This is a genomic window from Paenibacillus terrae (assembly GCF_000943545.1).
GTDB classification, from domain to species: domain Bacteria; phylum Bacillota; class Bacilli; order Paenibacillales; family Paenibacillaceae; genus Paenibacillus; species Paenibacillus terrae_A.
The window spans coordinates 83,061-96,415 of sequence record NZ_JTHP01000015.1; the positions used below are offsets into that span (position 1 = coordinate 83,061).

General features: G+C 46.2%; 11 protein-coding genes. 4 read left to right on the forward strand and 7 right to left on the reverse strand.

Translation table 11 applies throughout. The features are described 5' to 3' along the window. Positions 1 to 177: 177 nt before the first annotated feature. A complete protein-coding gene (locus QD47_RS10050; RefSeq protein WP_235332238.1) occupies positions 178 to 1,101 on the forward strand; it encodes an alkaline phosphatase family protein in 924 nt (307 codons plus the stop codon). Between the two features lie 27 nt (positions 1,102 to 1,128). Next, on the forward strand, positions 1,129 to 1,893 hold the full coding sequence (locus QD47_RS10055) for a spermidine synthase (RefSeq protein WP_082067158.1): 765 nt from the start codon (positions 1,129 to 1,131) through the stop codon (positions 1,891 to 1,893). A gap of 109 nt (positions 1,894 to 2,002) precedes the next feature. Here QD47_RS10055 and QD47_RS10060 read toward each other — a convergent pair whose 3' ends face one another. From QD47_RS10060 to QD47_RS10075, 4 genes are all read right to left on the reverse strand, one after another. After that, positions 2,003 to 3,715: a proline--tRNA ligase gene (locus tag QD47_RS10060; protein WP_044645997.1), complete on the reverse strand. Its 1,713-nt coding sequence runs from the start codon at positions 3,713 to 3,715 to the stop codon at positions 2,003 to 2,005. Positions 3,716 to 4,053: 338 nt separating this feature from the next. Beyond that, the gene (locus QD47_RS10065; protein WP_044645998.1) at positions 4,054 to 4,734 is read right to left on the reverse strand and encodes a P-loop NTPase family protein; all 681 of its coding nucleotides are present in this window, start codon (positions 4,732 to 4,734) and stop codon (positions 4,054 to 4,056) included. Positions 4,735 to 4,795: 61 nt separating this feature from the next. Next, complete coding sequence (locus tag QD47_RS10070) at positions 4,796 to 5,839, reverse strand: carbohydrate kinase family protein (protein ID WP_044645999.1); 1,044 nt, start codon at positions 5,837 to 5,839, stop codon at positions 4,796 to 4,798. 207 nt (positions 5,840 to 6,046) lie between these two features. Continuing rightward, positions 6,047 to 7,336: a glycoside hydrolase family 27 protein gene (locus tag QD47_RS10075; RefSeq protein WP_044646000.1), complete on the reverse strand. Its 1,290-nt coding sequence runs from the start codon at positions 7,334 to 7,336 to the stop codon at positions 6,047 to 6,049. A gap of 218 nt (positions 7,337 to 7,554) precedes the next feature. Between QD47_RS10075 and trhO the strand changes: the two genes are divergently transcribed. After that, a complete protein-coding gene (gene trhO / locus QD47_RS10080; RefSeq protein WP_044646001.1) occupies positions 7,555 to 8,448 on the forward strand; it encodes an oxygen-dependent tRNA uridine(34) hydroxylase TrhO in 894 nt (297 codons plus the stop codon). A 225-nt stretch (positions 8,449 to 8,673) separates the two neighbouring features. After that, positions 8,674 to 9,597, forward strand: a complete 924-nt coding sequence (locus QD47_RS10085) for an AEC family transporter (RefSeq protein WP_044646002.1) — start codon at positions 8,674 to 8,676, stop codon at positions 9,595 to 9,597. A gap of 78 nt (positions 9,598 to 9,675) precedes the next feature. Here QD47_RS10085 and QD47_RS10090 read toward each other — a convergent pair whose 3' ends face one another. From QD47_RS10090 to QD47_RS10100, 3 genes are all read right to left on the reverse strand, one after another. After that, positions 9,676 to 9,900: a hypothetical protein gene (locus QD47_RS10090; RefSeq protein ID WP_044646003.1), complete on the reverse strand. Its 225-nt coding sequence runs from the start codon at positions 9,898 to 9,900 to the stop codon at positions 9,676 to 9,678. Positions 9,901 to 9,913: 13 nt separating this feature from the next. Beyond that, on the reverse strand, positions 9,914 to 10,177 hold the full coding sequence (locus tag QD47_RS10095) for a hypothetical protein (protein WP_044646004.1): 264 nt from the start codon (positions 10,175 to 10,177) through the stop codon (positions 9,914 to 9,916). Between the two features lie 37 nt (positions 10,178 to 10,214). After that, on the reverse strand, positions 10,215 to 13,355 hold a 3,141-nt coding region (locus QD47_RS10100; RefSeq protein WP_044646017.1), incomplete at its 5' end, for a cation-translocating P-type ATPase.

Genomic DNA, 13,355 nt, shown 5'->3' on the forward strand with positions numbered 1-13,355 from the left:
TCTTTTCCTAGTATGCTTGATATAGAAACCAGTTTACTCTATGTACATTAAAAAATAATGATCTTTTCATTTTATTTTTCTCATGATATTTTAATGTGTCCTGAATAAGCTTAATCATGAATCTATGAACACAGTTCTGTGATCAATTTATCATGAAATGAGGTTCCTCTGTTGAAAATGAAAATACTGTTGACCGCCGTCGCTCTAACGGCAGCCTTTTGTATAATGTCTCATTCCGGCTGGTTTACGAATCGTTCTGACGCTAAGGGCGTTCAACCCTCGGCTTTGGCGGTCACACCCGTCAAGGCTGAAACGACGCAGTCCAATGCCGCCAAATCTCCGCACCGTATGGATCATATCGTCATTGTTGTGGAAGAAAATCATTCGTCAAAAAAAATATCAGGCAATTCCTCCGCGCCCTTTATGAATGACCTGATGAAAAACGGTGTCTCTCTGATGAATCATTATGCGATCGAACACCCGAGTCAACCGAACTATCTGGATCTGTTTTCCGGTTCCAATCAAGGGGTGAATAATGATCTGACTCCCAAGAAGATGAACGCCAACAATCTGGCATTGGAGCTTATGAAACATGGATATACGTTCGAGGGCTACTCAGAGGGATTACCCAAAACCGGATTTACAGGCCCTTATGATCTGAAAACCCTGTATGCCAGAAAACATAATCCTTGGGTGAATTTCACCAACCTGCCTGCCTCGATCAATATGCCTTTAACCAGCTTTCCGCAAAATTTTAATCAGTTGCCGACTGTTTCTTTTGTCATTCCCAACCTGAACCACGATATGCACGACGGCACGATTCGGGAAGCGGATCAATGGCTGCAAGCTCACTTGTCCTCTTATGCCCGCTGGGCGCCGCAGCATAACAGTCTTTTAATCGTAACATGGGACGAAGATGACATGAGCAGCAACAACAAAATCCCGACTATGATTATAGGTCCTCATTTGAAAAACGGCCCTTACAACGGGAAAAGCACTCATTTCTCCGTGCTGCGCATGATCGAACAATTATATGGATTGGAGCTGCTCGGCAAGAGCAGAACGGCACCGCCGCTTAATATATGGACAACAGGCTCATAAATGTCTAATATGATGGTGGAGTATGACTTGAAGGAGATAGATCATTTGGAGGTACTATACAAAAAGCTGAGCAATAATCATGAAATAACGATATACGACACCACAGAGCTGTATGGTGAAAAGGGATTATTCCGGGTGATGCAGTTTTCAAATGCAGCCGTACAAGGCGCGGTGGATTTGAATCATCCGCAGCGCATTCTGTTCGAATATCCGAGAGCCATCATCCATCTGATGGAGCTGAACGATCCGTCATTTGAAGACGTGTTTGTGATTGGGCATGGTATAGGTACGATTGCGGGTCATTTTACAGATAAACGCTTTAAGATTGCCGAGCTGGATGCACAAGTCGTGGAGTTCAGTCGAACATTCTTTGGATACGATAAGGACAATGTGACCGTTGGTGATGGACGTCGCATGTTGGAGAAGGAAGCGCCGGATGCATATGATTATATTATTTTGGACGCCTTCACAGATCAGGGAACGCCGCCGCATTTAATATCCCTGGAATTTTTCAGGATGGCCAAAGAAAAGCTGGATTCCGAAGGCTCCATGATTATGAATGTAATGGGCAAAAGTGAGCACGATCATCTGATGAATACCATTCATACAACGTTGCGTGAGGTATTCGCTTATGTCACAGCTTTCTCCCTCCCCTCGGAAGGAGCTGCCGACATTCAAAATATTATTATGATAGGCCGGGACAAGCCAATCCGGTTTCAGGCACGCCATATGGCAGGCTTTTATGAGATTGCACTTGGAGAAGGTCACATTCTACAGGACACAGATACGTAATGCTTGTACAGTAATTGTTGGTAAAGATACGCCCAAACGATTGTAGTCCGGGCGTATTGGATTGTAGAACCGGATATGGTAAAGGCTTGTAAATTAATAAGCTGAGTGGCTATTGTTGAATAAGTTCCAATATCCGTCGCTCTACATCTTGGATATGAATGGTTTCTTTGTTGCTGGTTCTTCGCTCCACTAACTCTATTTTCCCGTGCTCAGCATCTTTGCCAACAACAATTCGCACGGGAATACCCACTAAATCCGAATCTTTGAATTTAACTCCGGGGCGTTCCTCCCGATCATCCATCAACACTTCGACACCGTGATCCTGTAGCTGGTTGTATAAATCCTCGGCCACCTGCATTTGCAGGCTGTCTTTAACAGAGATCGGAATCATATGAACTTGAAACGGGGCCAGCGCGTGAGGCCATATCATTCCGTTCTGATCGTGATTTTGCTCAACGATGGCAGAAAGGATTCGGGAAACGCCAATGCCGTAGCAGCCCATAATCATCGTCTGATTTTCTCCAGACGCGTCCAAAAAAGTCGCACCCAGCTTCTCGCTGTATTTGGTGCCCAGTTTAAACACGTGTCCTATCTCAATCCCACGATGAAGCTTCAATTCCCCTTTGTCACAGTGAGGACATGGGTCCCCTTCCATGACGTTGCGTAAATCTGCCACATGGCGAAGGTCCATATCGCGTCTTGGATTCACATGCCGATAATGATAATCCAACTCGTTCGCGCCTGCGATGCCGCTGGACATTTGAACAACGGCGTAATCCACCCACACAGGGATCGTCAAGCCGCAGGGGCCTATGAACCCCGAGGGGGTTCCAGTCGCCTTTGACACGGCATCTGAACTTGCTATTTCGAATTTTTCACTACCTAAAATATGTTTAACTTTCACTTCGTTGACCTCATGATCTCCCCTGACGACTACAGCAATGGGTTGATCGTCAGCCATATAAACCAGTGTTTTGATCATATCTTGTGGCTGTATTTGCAGCGATTCAACCAGTTGATCTATCGTGCGCAGACCTGGAGTATGAAACTTATCCATTTTGTCTGTATTGAGAGAAGGGTTGGAATATAATTTTTCCATTCTCCGTGGCTCAGCTTTTTCAAGATTAGCAGCATAGTCACAGCAGGTACAAGCGGCTATCGTATCCTCTCCAATGTCAGCCAGCGCCATAAATTCATGTGTTCCGCCTTCGCCGCCAATAGCACCCGCATCTGCTTCAACTGCGCGAAAGTTCAGGCCACAACGGGTAAAAATACGATGATAGGCCTTAAACATGGTCCAATAAGCTTGATCCAGCCCTTCCCAGCTCGCATCAAACGAATAGGCATCCTTCATCAAAAATTCTCTGCTGCGGAGCAAGCCAAATCGTGGACGTCGTTCATCCCGAAACTTGGTTTGAATTTGATACAGCATTAGAGGTAATTTTCGATATGAATTCACCTCATTTCGCACTAATGACGTAATGACCTCTTCATGGGTAGGACCCAAAGCAAACTCCCGATCATGTCGGTCTTGAATACGCATCAGCTCTGGACCGTACACCTCGTATCTCCCTGACTCTTGCCACAGCTCAGCAGGCTGCAAGGCAGGCATTAACAGCTCCCCAGCCCCTGCACGGTCCATTTCATCCCGTACGATTTGCTCCACTTTTCGGAGAACACGTCTGCCGAGTGGCATGTAGGTATACATTCCAGCTGCAAGGTGCCGGATAAACCCTGCACGCAGCATAAGCTGATGGCTGACCACTTCGGCTTCTGCGGGCGATTCACGTAATGTTGTCAGTAATAATCGACTTTGGCGCATGTGTGGCTGCCTCCTTGTATGAACGATAAAATGTACGCAAAAAGACACATCCGTCAGGGACGAATGTGTCGTGGTACCACCCTTAATTTGACCATATCCATAGCATGGAACAGCCCTTCATCAGATAACGGCGTCTAGCCGGTAACGGTCTAAAATACACTCCGCTACAGCTCGCAAGGCAGGGAAACGTTCATTCGCGGCGAGAAACCTTTCAGCCCATGGATTTCTTCTCTGTACGGCGGTTGTTGAACCTTTGATCCTTGGTCTACACTATTCCTGCATATTACAATTTCCATTACCTTACACGAAACGGAAGCCGTGGTCAAGGAGATAATTATCTATCTGGAATTCATCCAGAGACATGAACGATATTTTGATTTCAAAATAATTAAGCTTCGTTGTTTGCCATATTGCATAAGGAATGGCCAAATTTTAGGACGTATGCGCCTGCGAAAACCCAAAACAAAGCGGACAAACCGAGGCGAAATGTCCCAAATACGAATCGCTTCCTGCTTTACTCCTTTGGGCAACTCATTGGAGAAAAGAAAACGGTTAAGCGATCGTGTAATAACTCCTGTTATCGCTTCAATCGTACTGACATCCATCACAATGATCGTATCAGACCGCTGGAGCCGCTCCGTAAAATAATAATCATGATAATTCCCTTCGATGATCCATTCTTCCTTTTCGAGCACTTCGCCCAGCTGTTTGAAAAATTGTTTGTCCGTGCTCCGCTTCCACTCCGGTCCCCAATACAAATCATCCAGAGAGATGTACGGCAAATGAGTCCACTTGGATAGACGTTTGGCAAAAAAGGTTTTGCCGCTCCCCGGCGAACCGATCACGATAATACGTTTGGCGTGCTGCACAGCAAAAATTTCGTCATTCACCCTCCGATGTAAGGGCAGCATTGTATAGATCAGTCGATAAAGGGAACCTACCACGAAAGAACCTCCCTTTAAAAACATATACAGGAGGAACAGCGGCAAAAAAACGATAGCGTATTTTACACTGTTCATCAAGCGACCTGCTCCTTTTAAAGTTTCAGCAACAAAAAGTAGGTTAGATTCTCTTCTTTATTTATGTATCTTTCTCCTTAAAATACATACCCTTAAAAAACACAAAATTTTGCGGATGCATGCCGTACAGCTCCTTGAACATGGAATGAAGATTATTTAGAGAAATGGTCTCTGAAACCGTCCGATCCGTTTGAATGGTCAAGGCCACACAGCTGATTCCGAATTGACACACTTGCTCCATAGGGTATCCTTGGATAATTCCATATATCATTCCGGCAATAAATGCATCATCTGCGCCCGTGACATCCATAACTTCCGGAACTGGGTGCATAAAAATTTGTCCATGAGATCCATCCTGCGAGGCAAACAAAACACTGTCTGCTCCCCGAATAAGAATTACATTTTGAACCCCGAGTTGATGAAAAATCCGGGTTGCATCCAGCATTTGCTGATCATCCTTAAGTTCTATTCCCAAATAGGATTCAGCTTCTACCTGGTTACATACCAGCCACCCCACCCCATTCAAATTTCGAGGAAGCCTTCTCATTTTGGAGGCGGACACTGAAGAAACGACGAGCGGAATCCGATGTTCATGGCATAGCCGTATGGTGGATGCAATTACGTTCATAGAGAAATTCGTGTCCAACAGCACTAGTCGGCACGAGGCGATCAAAGGAGTATTTTCAAAGATTACTGAAGGACGGATCTGATCATAAATCTCCATTTCTGCTGTCGCTATAATCAGCTCCCCACGTTCGTCCAGCAAAGCAGTGTAAACCCCGGTTGACGGTTCACCTTTGACTTGCAGAGGAACCACTTTCATATAATGTCTAGACTGCTCGACTATAAATTCACCTTCCGCATCATCCCCAACTGCGGTTAACAAGCTGACCTGTTGGCTTAGCCTCCCCAAATTTTCGGCAACATTGCGAGCCACCCCACCGCAAGATTGCTGCCTGGTGCTGCTCGGGTTGGAGGTGTGAAGCTGAAATGTACCTTTAATCATAATTTTACGGTCAAGATTGGCCCCCCCGATACATAGTATTTTTTGTCTAGAGGGCCAAGGCTCGTCCAGTTCATCTTTGTGAATCTGTTTTAATTTCATCATTTGACTCCTTTCGCAAGTCTATTGGCATAGGATGTTTTAAATTTGTACAGAAATAGGTACTATATAAAATTAACATGTTCCAAATGTCAAATTCTCAAGAATAATGTCGAGTCCAATAAAAAATCACCCATCGTAAAAATACCAGCCATTTTACGAATAGGTGATTTGATTAAAAATACAGCCTAAATCCTTCGTTACAATATGCTATTTCAAAATAAATAGAGCAGCTCCATGAGGAGGTACCTCTGCGGATAGCTCTTGCTCTAAAGTGCCCAGATTCACACGATTCCACAAGTCTCTGCCACTTGTCTGTCCTTCAATGCCCAGGTCTTGCAGCGATACACAGACCCGCGAAGCTTCGTCTCCAGCATTAAACAAAGCCGCATATACATGACCTTCCACGTTATGCGAAGTCCAGACGATATGTTCATCCTTTCTGTACACCTGCCGGGCATCCAAACCGTTGCGGTGAGCATCCAGCACCTCTTCATTGGTCAGCAGAGAAAGCGTCCACGCATCGTTATCCCGCAGTTCTCCCCCAAACATTAGAGGGGATCGGAAAATACTCCATAAGGTCATCATCGTCAATTGCTCATCCTTCGTAAAGCGTGTCCAGCGGTCATGGCTACCGGAATCTACAGAATCTACCGAGCGAATACCCAGATGACCCAATGGCAGCATGTCGCAATCCGGCCAGTGGCCGGGGCCCACGTGCTCTGCCCATTTCTCGCAGCGCTCAAACATGCCATGCAGCAAAGACCATACATCCCAGAAATCGTCGGTCATGCGCCACATATTGGCGTTGGCGATTAATTCGGATGCATGCTCCAGCGGTGCCGGACCGGGCGACAAACTCAAAACCATCGGACGCCCGCATTGGGCGATGGCCTGCCTGATCAATTCAATTTCCGCCAAGTGAGTATCATAGAGTCGGGAAGCTGCGATGTCATCCACTTTTACAAAATCAACACCCCATTCCGCATAGAGGTCAAACAGCGAATTATAATATTCCTGTGCGCCTTCCTTGGTAGCATCTACCCCATACATATCTGTATTCCAGGGACAAATGGAGTTGGGATGTGCAATCTGTCTCGCAGTTGCCTGGGTTCCCAAAATCGGCGTATCCTGATGTACCGCCTGTCTCGGAATGCCTCTCATAATATGTATACCGAATTTCAAGCCCAGACTGTGTACATAATCCGCAAGAGCTTGGAAGCCGTGTCCATCCGCTGCGGAAGGAAAACGATTCACCGCTGGAATGAGACGTGAAAATGAATCCATTTCCAGCGGAACAAATGAGCGATATTGTGAAGAAACAGCTCCCGGCTCATACCACTGAATATCTACCACTACATATTCCCAACCGTATTCCTTCAAGTGCTCTGCCATATACTGCGCATTTCCCCGTACTTCTTCCTCACGCACCGCTGCGCCGTAGCAATCCCAGCTATTCCACCCCATAGGTGATGTATGCGCTACCAAATGATGCTTCATTCCGATTCATCCTTTCATCATAAGAATACTCATCCTGCAAAATCCACCTTATCACTACAGTATTATTATAATGTAAACCCTTACTTTTGTCGCTCGTCACCTGCCTCTTTATTTTCCATTCCCACTTTTCATACAAATTAGTTGACTAACTTAAAGAATGTGGTACATTTAAAATTGATTGTTAAAAAACTTTGACTTGAATCAGAGGGTGATTTTACGTGTGCGAGCATGCTTACAGAATTTTGTTGTTTTACAAATATGTCAATATTGAAGATCCTGCCACCTTTACGGCAGAGCATCTGGCTTACTGCAAGGAGTTGGGCGTCAAGGGAAGAATTTTGATCGCTCAGGAAGGAATTAACGGAACACTGTCTGGTACGGTAGAGCAAACCGAGCAATACATCCGTGATTTGCGCGCCAATCCGAAATTCCACGATATGGTTATTAAAATAGATGAGTCTGACGGTCATGCGTTCAAGAAAATATTTGTACGCCATCGTCAGGAGTTGGTTACGCTGCGTCATGAGGATGAACTGGACCCTAACGAAATCAGTGGCAAGCGTTTGTCACCGAAGGAGTTTTATGAGCAGCTTCAAGGTGAAGATGTGGTTGTGCTGGACGGACGTAACGACTATGAATATGACATCGGTCATTTCCGTGGCGCCATTCGTCCGGAAGTCGAGTCTTTCCGTGAGTTTCCACAGTGGATTCGCGACAATATGAGTCAGTTCAAGGACAAGAAAATACTGACGTATTGTACTGGCGGAATCCGGTGCGAAAAGCTGTCCGGTCTTCTGATCAAAGAAGGCTTTGATGATGTAGGCCAGCTGGATGGCGGCATTGTAACCTACAGCAAGGATCCGGAGGTCCAAGGTCGTTTGTTTGACGGTAAATGTTATGTGTTTGATGAACGCATCTCGATCCCGATCAACCATACCGACGAGGACGTTATTGTCGGCACGTGCTTCCATTGTGAAACACCAAACGATCACTATATCAACTGTCCGGTGTGCAATCTCCAGCATATCGTATGTCCGGACTGCGAAGAGCAGCATCAACATTATTGCTCTGACGATTGCCGGACCAAAGCGGAAACCGTTGCTTCTGCATAAATCAGCAAGATAATTGCTTTTATCGTAAAAAAGGGATGTTCCTATTAGCCTTTCAACATGGCTGTGGACATCCCTTTTGTTGTACACCTCGGTGCATTACATAGAATAACTACCACAAGCTTCATAGTATTTGCCTATGACCTTGATCGTATTTTCATCTTGGACGGGCTCAAAAGCTGCGCCTTATAATGAAAAATGTCATTACAGAAAGGATTGGTGGATTTCATGATTCAAATCGTACTTTCAACCCTTCTATCCGTTATCGTTCCACTGTCCATTCCGGTGATCGCCGGGTTTTTACTCGGCAAATTCATGAAGCTGGAAACGAAACCGCTCTCGACTTTATACTTATATTTTTTAAGTCCCGCGATGATTCTGGACACGCTGCTCAAGGCACAGCTTTCTTTGCATGATGTGGCGCAAACTGCCGCCTTTTCGATCTTGAATCTGCTGCTGTTATGGGGAATTGCACAGATTGCAGGGAAAATGTTTAAGCTAAGCGCCCCTGAAACGGCCGGACTCACCTTAATCTCCACGCTGACCAATAGCGCAAATTATGGCCTGCCCCTTATTTTACTTGCCTTTGGGCAGCTTGGATTGGATAAGGCCTCTGTGTATGTTGTCATCCAGATAATTCTGGTCAATACCCTTGGAGTTTACTTTGCAGCCCGCTCTGAGTTTTCCGTTCAAAGCGCCGTTAAGTCAGTATTCTCGCTGCCTGCGATCTATGCAGCTTTACTCGCCCTGGGGCTTCGAGTGCTGGATTGGCATCTGCCCTCAGGCATACAAGCGGGCGTTTCGATGATTGCTGCCGCCTATTCACCAGTCGTGCTGGCAATCCTTGGAACCCAGATGGCTTATGTAAAAATATTCAAGCTGGAGCCGTCTATTAAAAAAGCCAGCTACGCAGGACTCATCATCCGGCTTCTGCTCTCTCCGCTTGCGGCCTGTCTTGCCATGCTGATCCTGGGGATATCAGGCCTTTTGTTCTCCGTACTCTTTATTCTGGCTTCCATGCCTGTTGCCGTGAATGCTGTCATCTTGGCAGAAAAATTCAATGCATCGCCCAAACTCGTGTCCACCTGTATCCTGTGGAGCACTTTAGCCTCATTCCTGATTTTGCCTATCCTCATTATGATCGTAGCATGATAGCTAGAAAAAAAGACTCTCTAGGGTGTAGTGAATCCAGTATGCAGCCTGCTGTCGACTTAGGCTGCATACAATTGATTAGCGTATTCGTGGAAAACTGATCCAGCCTAGCAGATTTAATCTTGATTTTTTTCCCTTTTCCCGGATTTGTCCCATAAATTCTCCAAGAAATCGTTCCCACTTTAAACCTATTTCTTTTTTCGCGCTATCGTTTTCAAGCACGCATCTTACACTCTGGTTTAAGGCAGATTCCAAGTGCGATAAGGCTTCGCGTAAATGATTATCTATACTTTGTTCGTTCATTTATCCATTCTCCTCACTTTTGGGTATTGTCAAGCAATGAAATTTCTTGGTCAAGCTGCCTTTTCATTCTTTCAAATTGGGCTTCGGCAACGATATCTTCCACTTCTTGCCGGGCTAATTCAATGTAAGATTTGCTCCGATTGATCAAGTTGGCTCCGCCTTGCATGCCAGCTTCGGCAAGAGGGCGGAAAGTAGTTTTAGCAATAGGAAGCAAAGCAGAAGCGGCAAAGGCGAGCGCAGCGCCAATTACAATTTTATCAATGTTATTTTGCAGCATCGTGATCCTCCTAGTAATTAAGTATTACTGCGGCCGTTTAAGCCGCAGCATAGGTTTGGTTTGCAGGCAAAGCCCTGATTGCTTGCTTTTTTGAAATTAGAGCCAAAATCGGTTTGGACAAAAGAGATACCGATCCGGCTACGCCAAGGATGGGAATCCAATATTTTAGCGGCAGACTGGCGGTATGGAAAAATCCGGCCAATGGCGGGATATACAGTGCTCCTAGCAAAGCCAGCCAAGAAACGCAGAGAGCCCCGATCAAAAAGCGATCTTTCGTCCAATCGCGCACTGTTTCTTCAGAGCCTTCCTGTCGCCACGAAAAGGTTTGGATCAATTGCCCCGCGACCAATGTTGCAAAAGCAACGCTCTGAGCGACAGGCATTGGCGTACCGACTGCAAGGCTTGCAGCAAATAAGCCGAGCGATCCCAATCCCAGCAAAACCCCTCTTGTAATCACTTTCTGGTACAGGTCTTTATCGATGAAATCGGTTCGTTTCTGCTGCTTCGTTTTCTGCCCTGGATTTACAGCTAGAACCATTGCTGGCAAAGCATCGGTCAACAAATTCATCAGCAGAATTTGAATAGGAACCAGAGGGATCGGCAATCCAACCATCACGGCAACGCTGGTGACGATGATCTCAGCCAGATTTCCGGTTAATAAACAGCCGAGTGCCTTACGAATATTCCCAATAATTGTTCGGCCTTCTTTGACCCCCTCTAGAATCGTGCCAAAATGATCTTCCGTTAGCACCATATCCGCAGTTTCCTTCGTTACTTCCGTCCCTGTTCTTCCCATTGCGATACCAACGTTGGCTTGTTTGATAGCAGGCGTATCGTTAACACCATCGCCAGTCATGGCAACGATTTGTCCTCCTTTTTGCATCGCTGTTACAATACGAAGCTTATGCTCAGGCGTGACCCGGGCAAAAATGGATACTTGGTCTACAATTTGGCTCAACTCTTCGTCTGATAAACGGTCAAGCTCATGCCCAGTTACAACACTCTGCGCATCACTGTAAATTCCGAGTTGCTTCGCGATGGCAATGGCGGTAATCGGGTGATCGCCTGTGATCATCACAGGTTTTAGCCCGAGTGCAAAAGCTTCCTGAATATTTTGTTCTACTTCAGGTTTGGGAGGATCCATCATGCCGGTCATGCCGACATAAATTAATTCACGCTCGTCATCAATGGACTCGTTATCGATATTCTCATCCAAAGGTCGATACGCGAAAGCAAGCACACGCAACGCTGCCGCTGAAAACTTTTCATTTTGCTGTATAATGTGCTGCTTCTGTTCTTCGGATAGAGGCAATATTTCTCCGTTCTTTTGATATCGATTGCAATGGCGGAGAATCGTCTCAACCGCCCCTTTGGAAAAGAGATAGCATTCCCGTTCCGCCTGAACATCCTTGCAAACCACGCTCATTTTCGCGGTTTTAGAATCAAATGGAATTTCATGCCCGCGATGCCAATGGGTCATATCGTTAAGCCACAGTCCGTTTTTGGCTGCAAGGGTCAAAAGCGCGCCCTCAGTCGGATCCCCTTTGGTCATCCACTGTCCTTCCTGCTGCTCAAGCTTGCTGTTATTGCATAGCAAGCAGATTTGCAGCAAGCGAGTCAAATCAGGATGGGCTGAAGGGTTTTCGTAACTTCCTACATTTTTGAGCCCTGCCGCTGCAGCGGCAGCCTCTGGAGCCAGCTCCTCCAATGCTCCCGTCGGTTCGTAACCATCGCCTGTTACAGTCCACGCGCGATCCGCGGTAGAGAGTGCTTTTACCGTCATTTCATTTTTGGTTAACGTGCCTGTCTTGTCTGTGCAAATAACCGTAGTCCTTCCTAATGTTTCCAATGAGGAGAGCTTTCGGATCAGCGCGTTTTTCTTCGCCATACGGAAGATACCTGCGCTGAGGGCAATGGTGATGGTAACCGGAAGCCCTTCAGGGATGGCAGAAGCCGCCAGTGTGATCGAAGTCGAAATCATTTGTGGAAAAGGGATGCCACGGAGCATACCAATTGCGAATACGATCCCTCCAACGATAAGAGCGCCTTTCACAAATTTTTTGCTAATTGACGTTACTTTTTCCTGTAAAGGGGTTACTTCTTTTTCCTGCTGCTTCAAAAGCGACATTAAATGCCCCATCTCGGTATTCATCCCGGTTTGTACAACAATACCAATTCCCTTGCCTCCGCACACGTCGGTTCCCATGAAGAGCATGTTGGATCTCTCAGATAAAGCACAATCCTCTGGCAAAGGGAACTCATTCTTTTCGACGGGAAGAGATTCCCCGGTCAGGGTCGACTCGTTGGCTCGCATGTTCCATGAGTTAATCACCCGGATATCCGCTGGAACGCGGTCCCCTGCTTCCAGGGAAACGATATCCCCGGGCACCAATTCCACAGCATTTAGCTCTACGTGCTGGCCTTGTCTGATGGCTTTACATACTGGGGGTTGAAATTGATTCAGCTTGTCCACAACTTTTTCCGCTTTGCGTTCCTGAATCGTTCCAATAGCGGCATTCGCGAGCAGGATTGCCCCCATTGCAAGTCCATCGAATACTCCCCCCGTAAGAAAGGCCAGTGCACTTGTACCAAGGAGGATCAGCGTTGTGAATTCCTTGAATTGGCCTAAATATGAAATGAGCCAAGGAGTAGGTTTTTTACTCTCAAGCCGATTTGAACCATATTGGTTTCTTATAGAAAGAACCTGATCAGAGGTCAACCCGCTGTGTAGGTTGGTTTGTAACTTCGCGATGATTTGTTCGTTAGGTAGTTGATACCAGGCAAAAGCTTCGGAGGCGACCGCAGCCTCGTTCTTATACGCCATTTCCGGTGGAGATGGCAAGGCTTCACTCCTGTTTTTCGTTCTGGATATAAACACAAGCGATAAAGCATCTCCGATCAAATTGATCACTGGAGCACTGATCATGCCTAATGTAGCAAAAACGGACCCTACAATATTCCATTTTTTAGCAATTGAAGCATGCTCGTTTACGATTTGCTCTGTTTTCTCGGCGTACATAGCACTTTCCTGTATATGTTGCAGCTCATGAATGGAAATCGTCTGGATTCCTGCTTCTTTATAAAACTCATTGAGCGGATTTTGCTCCAGACCGGTGACAAATAAAACCTCTTCGCCATGCTGCTTGAGTTCAGCAATCCGTTCAATCACTTCGCCTTG

What these genes read in the sequence shown, in the direction of transcription:
- QD47_RS10050 (WP_235332238.1), top strand. Translation starts at nt 178, where the DNA reads ATGAAAATACTGTTGACCGCCGTCGCTCTAACGGCAGCCTTTTGTATA.
- QD47_RS10060 (WP_044645997.1), bottom strand. Translation starts at nt 3,715, where the DNA reads ATGCGCCAAAGTCGATTATTACTGACAACATTACGTGAATCGCCCGCA.
- QD47_RS10065 (WP_044645998.1), bottom strand. Translation starts at nt 4,734, where the DNA reads ATGAACAGTGTAAAATACGCTATCGTTTTTTTGCCGCTGTTCCTCCTG.
- QD47_RS10070 (WP_044645999.1), bottom strand. Translation starts at nt 5,839, where the DNA reads ATGAAATTAAAACAGATTCACAAAGATGAACTGGACGAGCCTTGGCCC.
- QD47_RS10075 (WP_044646000.1), bottom strand. Translation starts at nt 7,336, where the DNA reads ATGAAGCATCATTTGGTAGCGCATACATCACCTATGGGGTGGAATAGC.
- QD47_RS10085 (WP_044646002.1), top strand. Translation starts at nt 8,674, where the DNA reads ATGATTCAAATCGTACTTTCAACCCTTCTATCCGTTATCGTTCCACTG.
- QD47_RS10090 (WP_044646003.1), bottom strand. Translation starts at nt 9,900, where the DNA reads ATGAACGAACAAAGTATAGATAATCATTTACGCGAAGCCTTATCGCAC.
- QD47_RS10095 (WP_044646004.1), bottom strand. Translation starts at nt 10,177, where the DNA reads ATGCTGCAAAATAACATTGATAAAATTGTAATTGGCGCTGCGCTCGCC.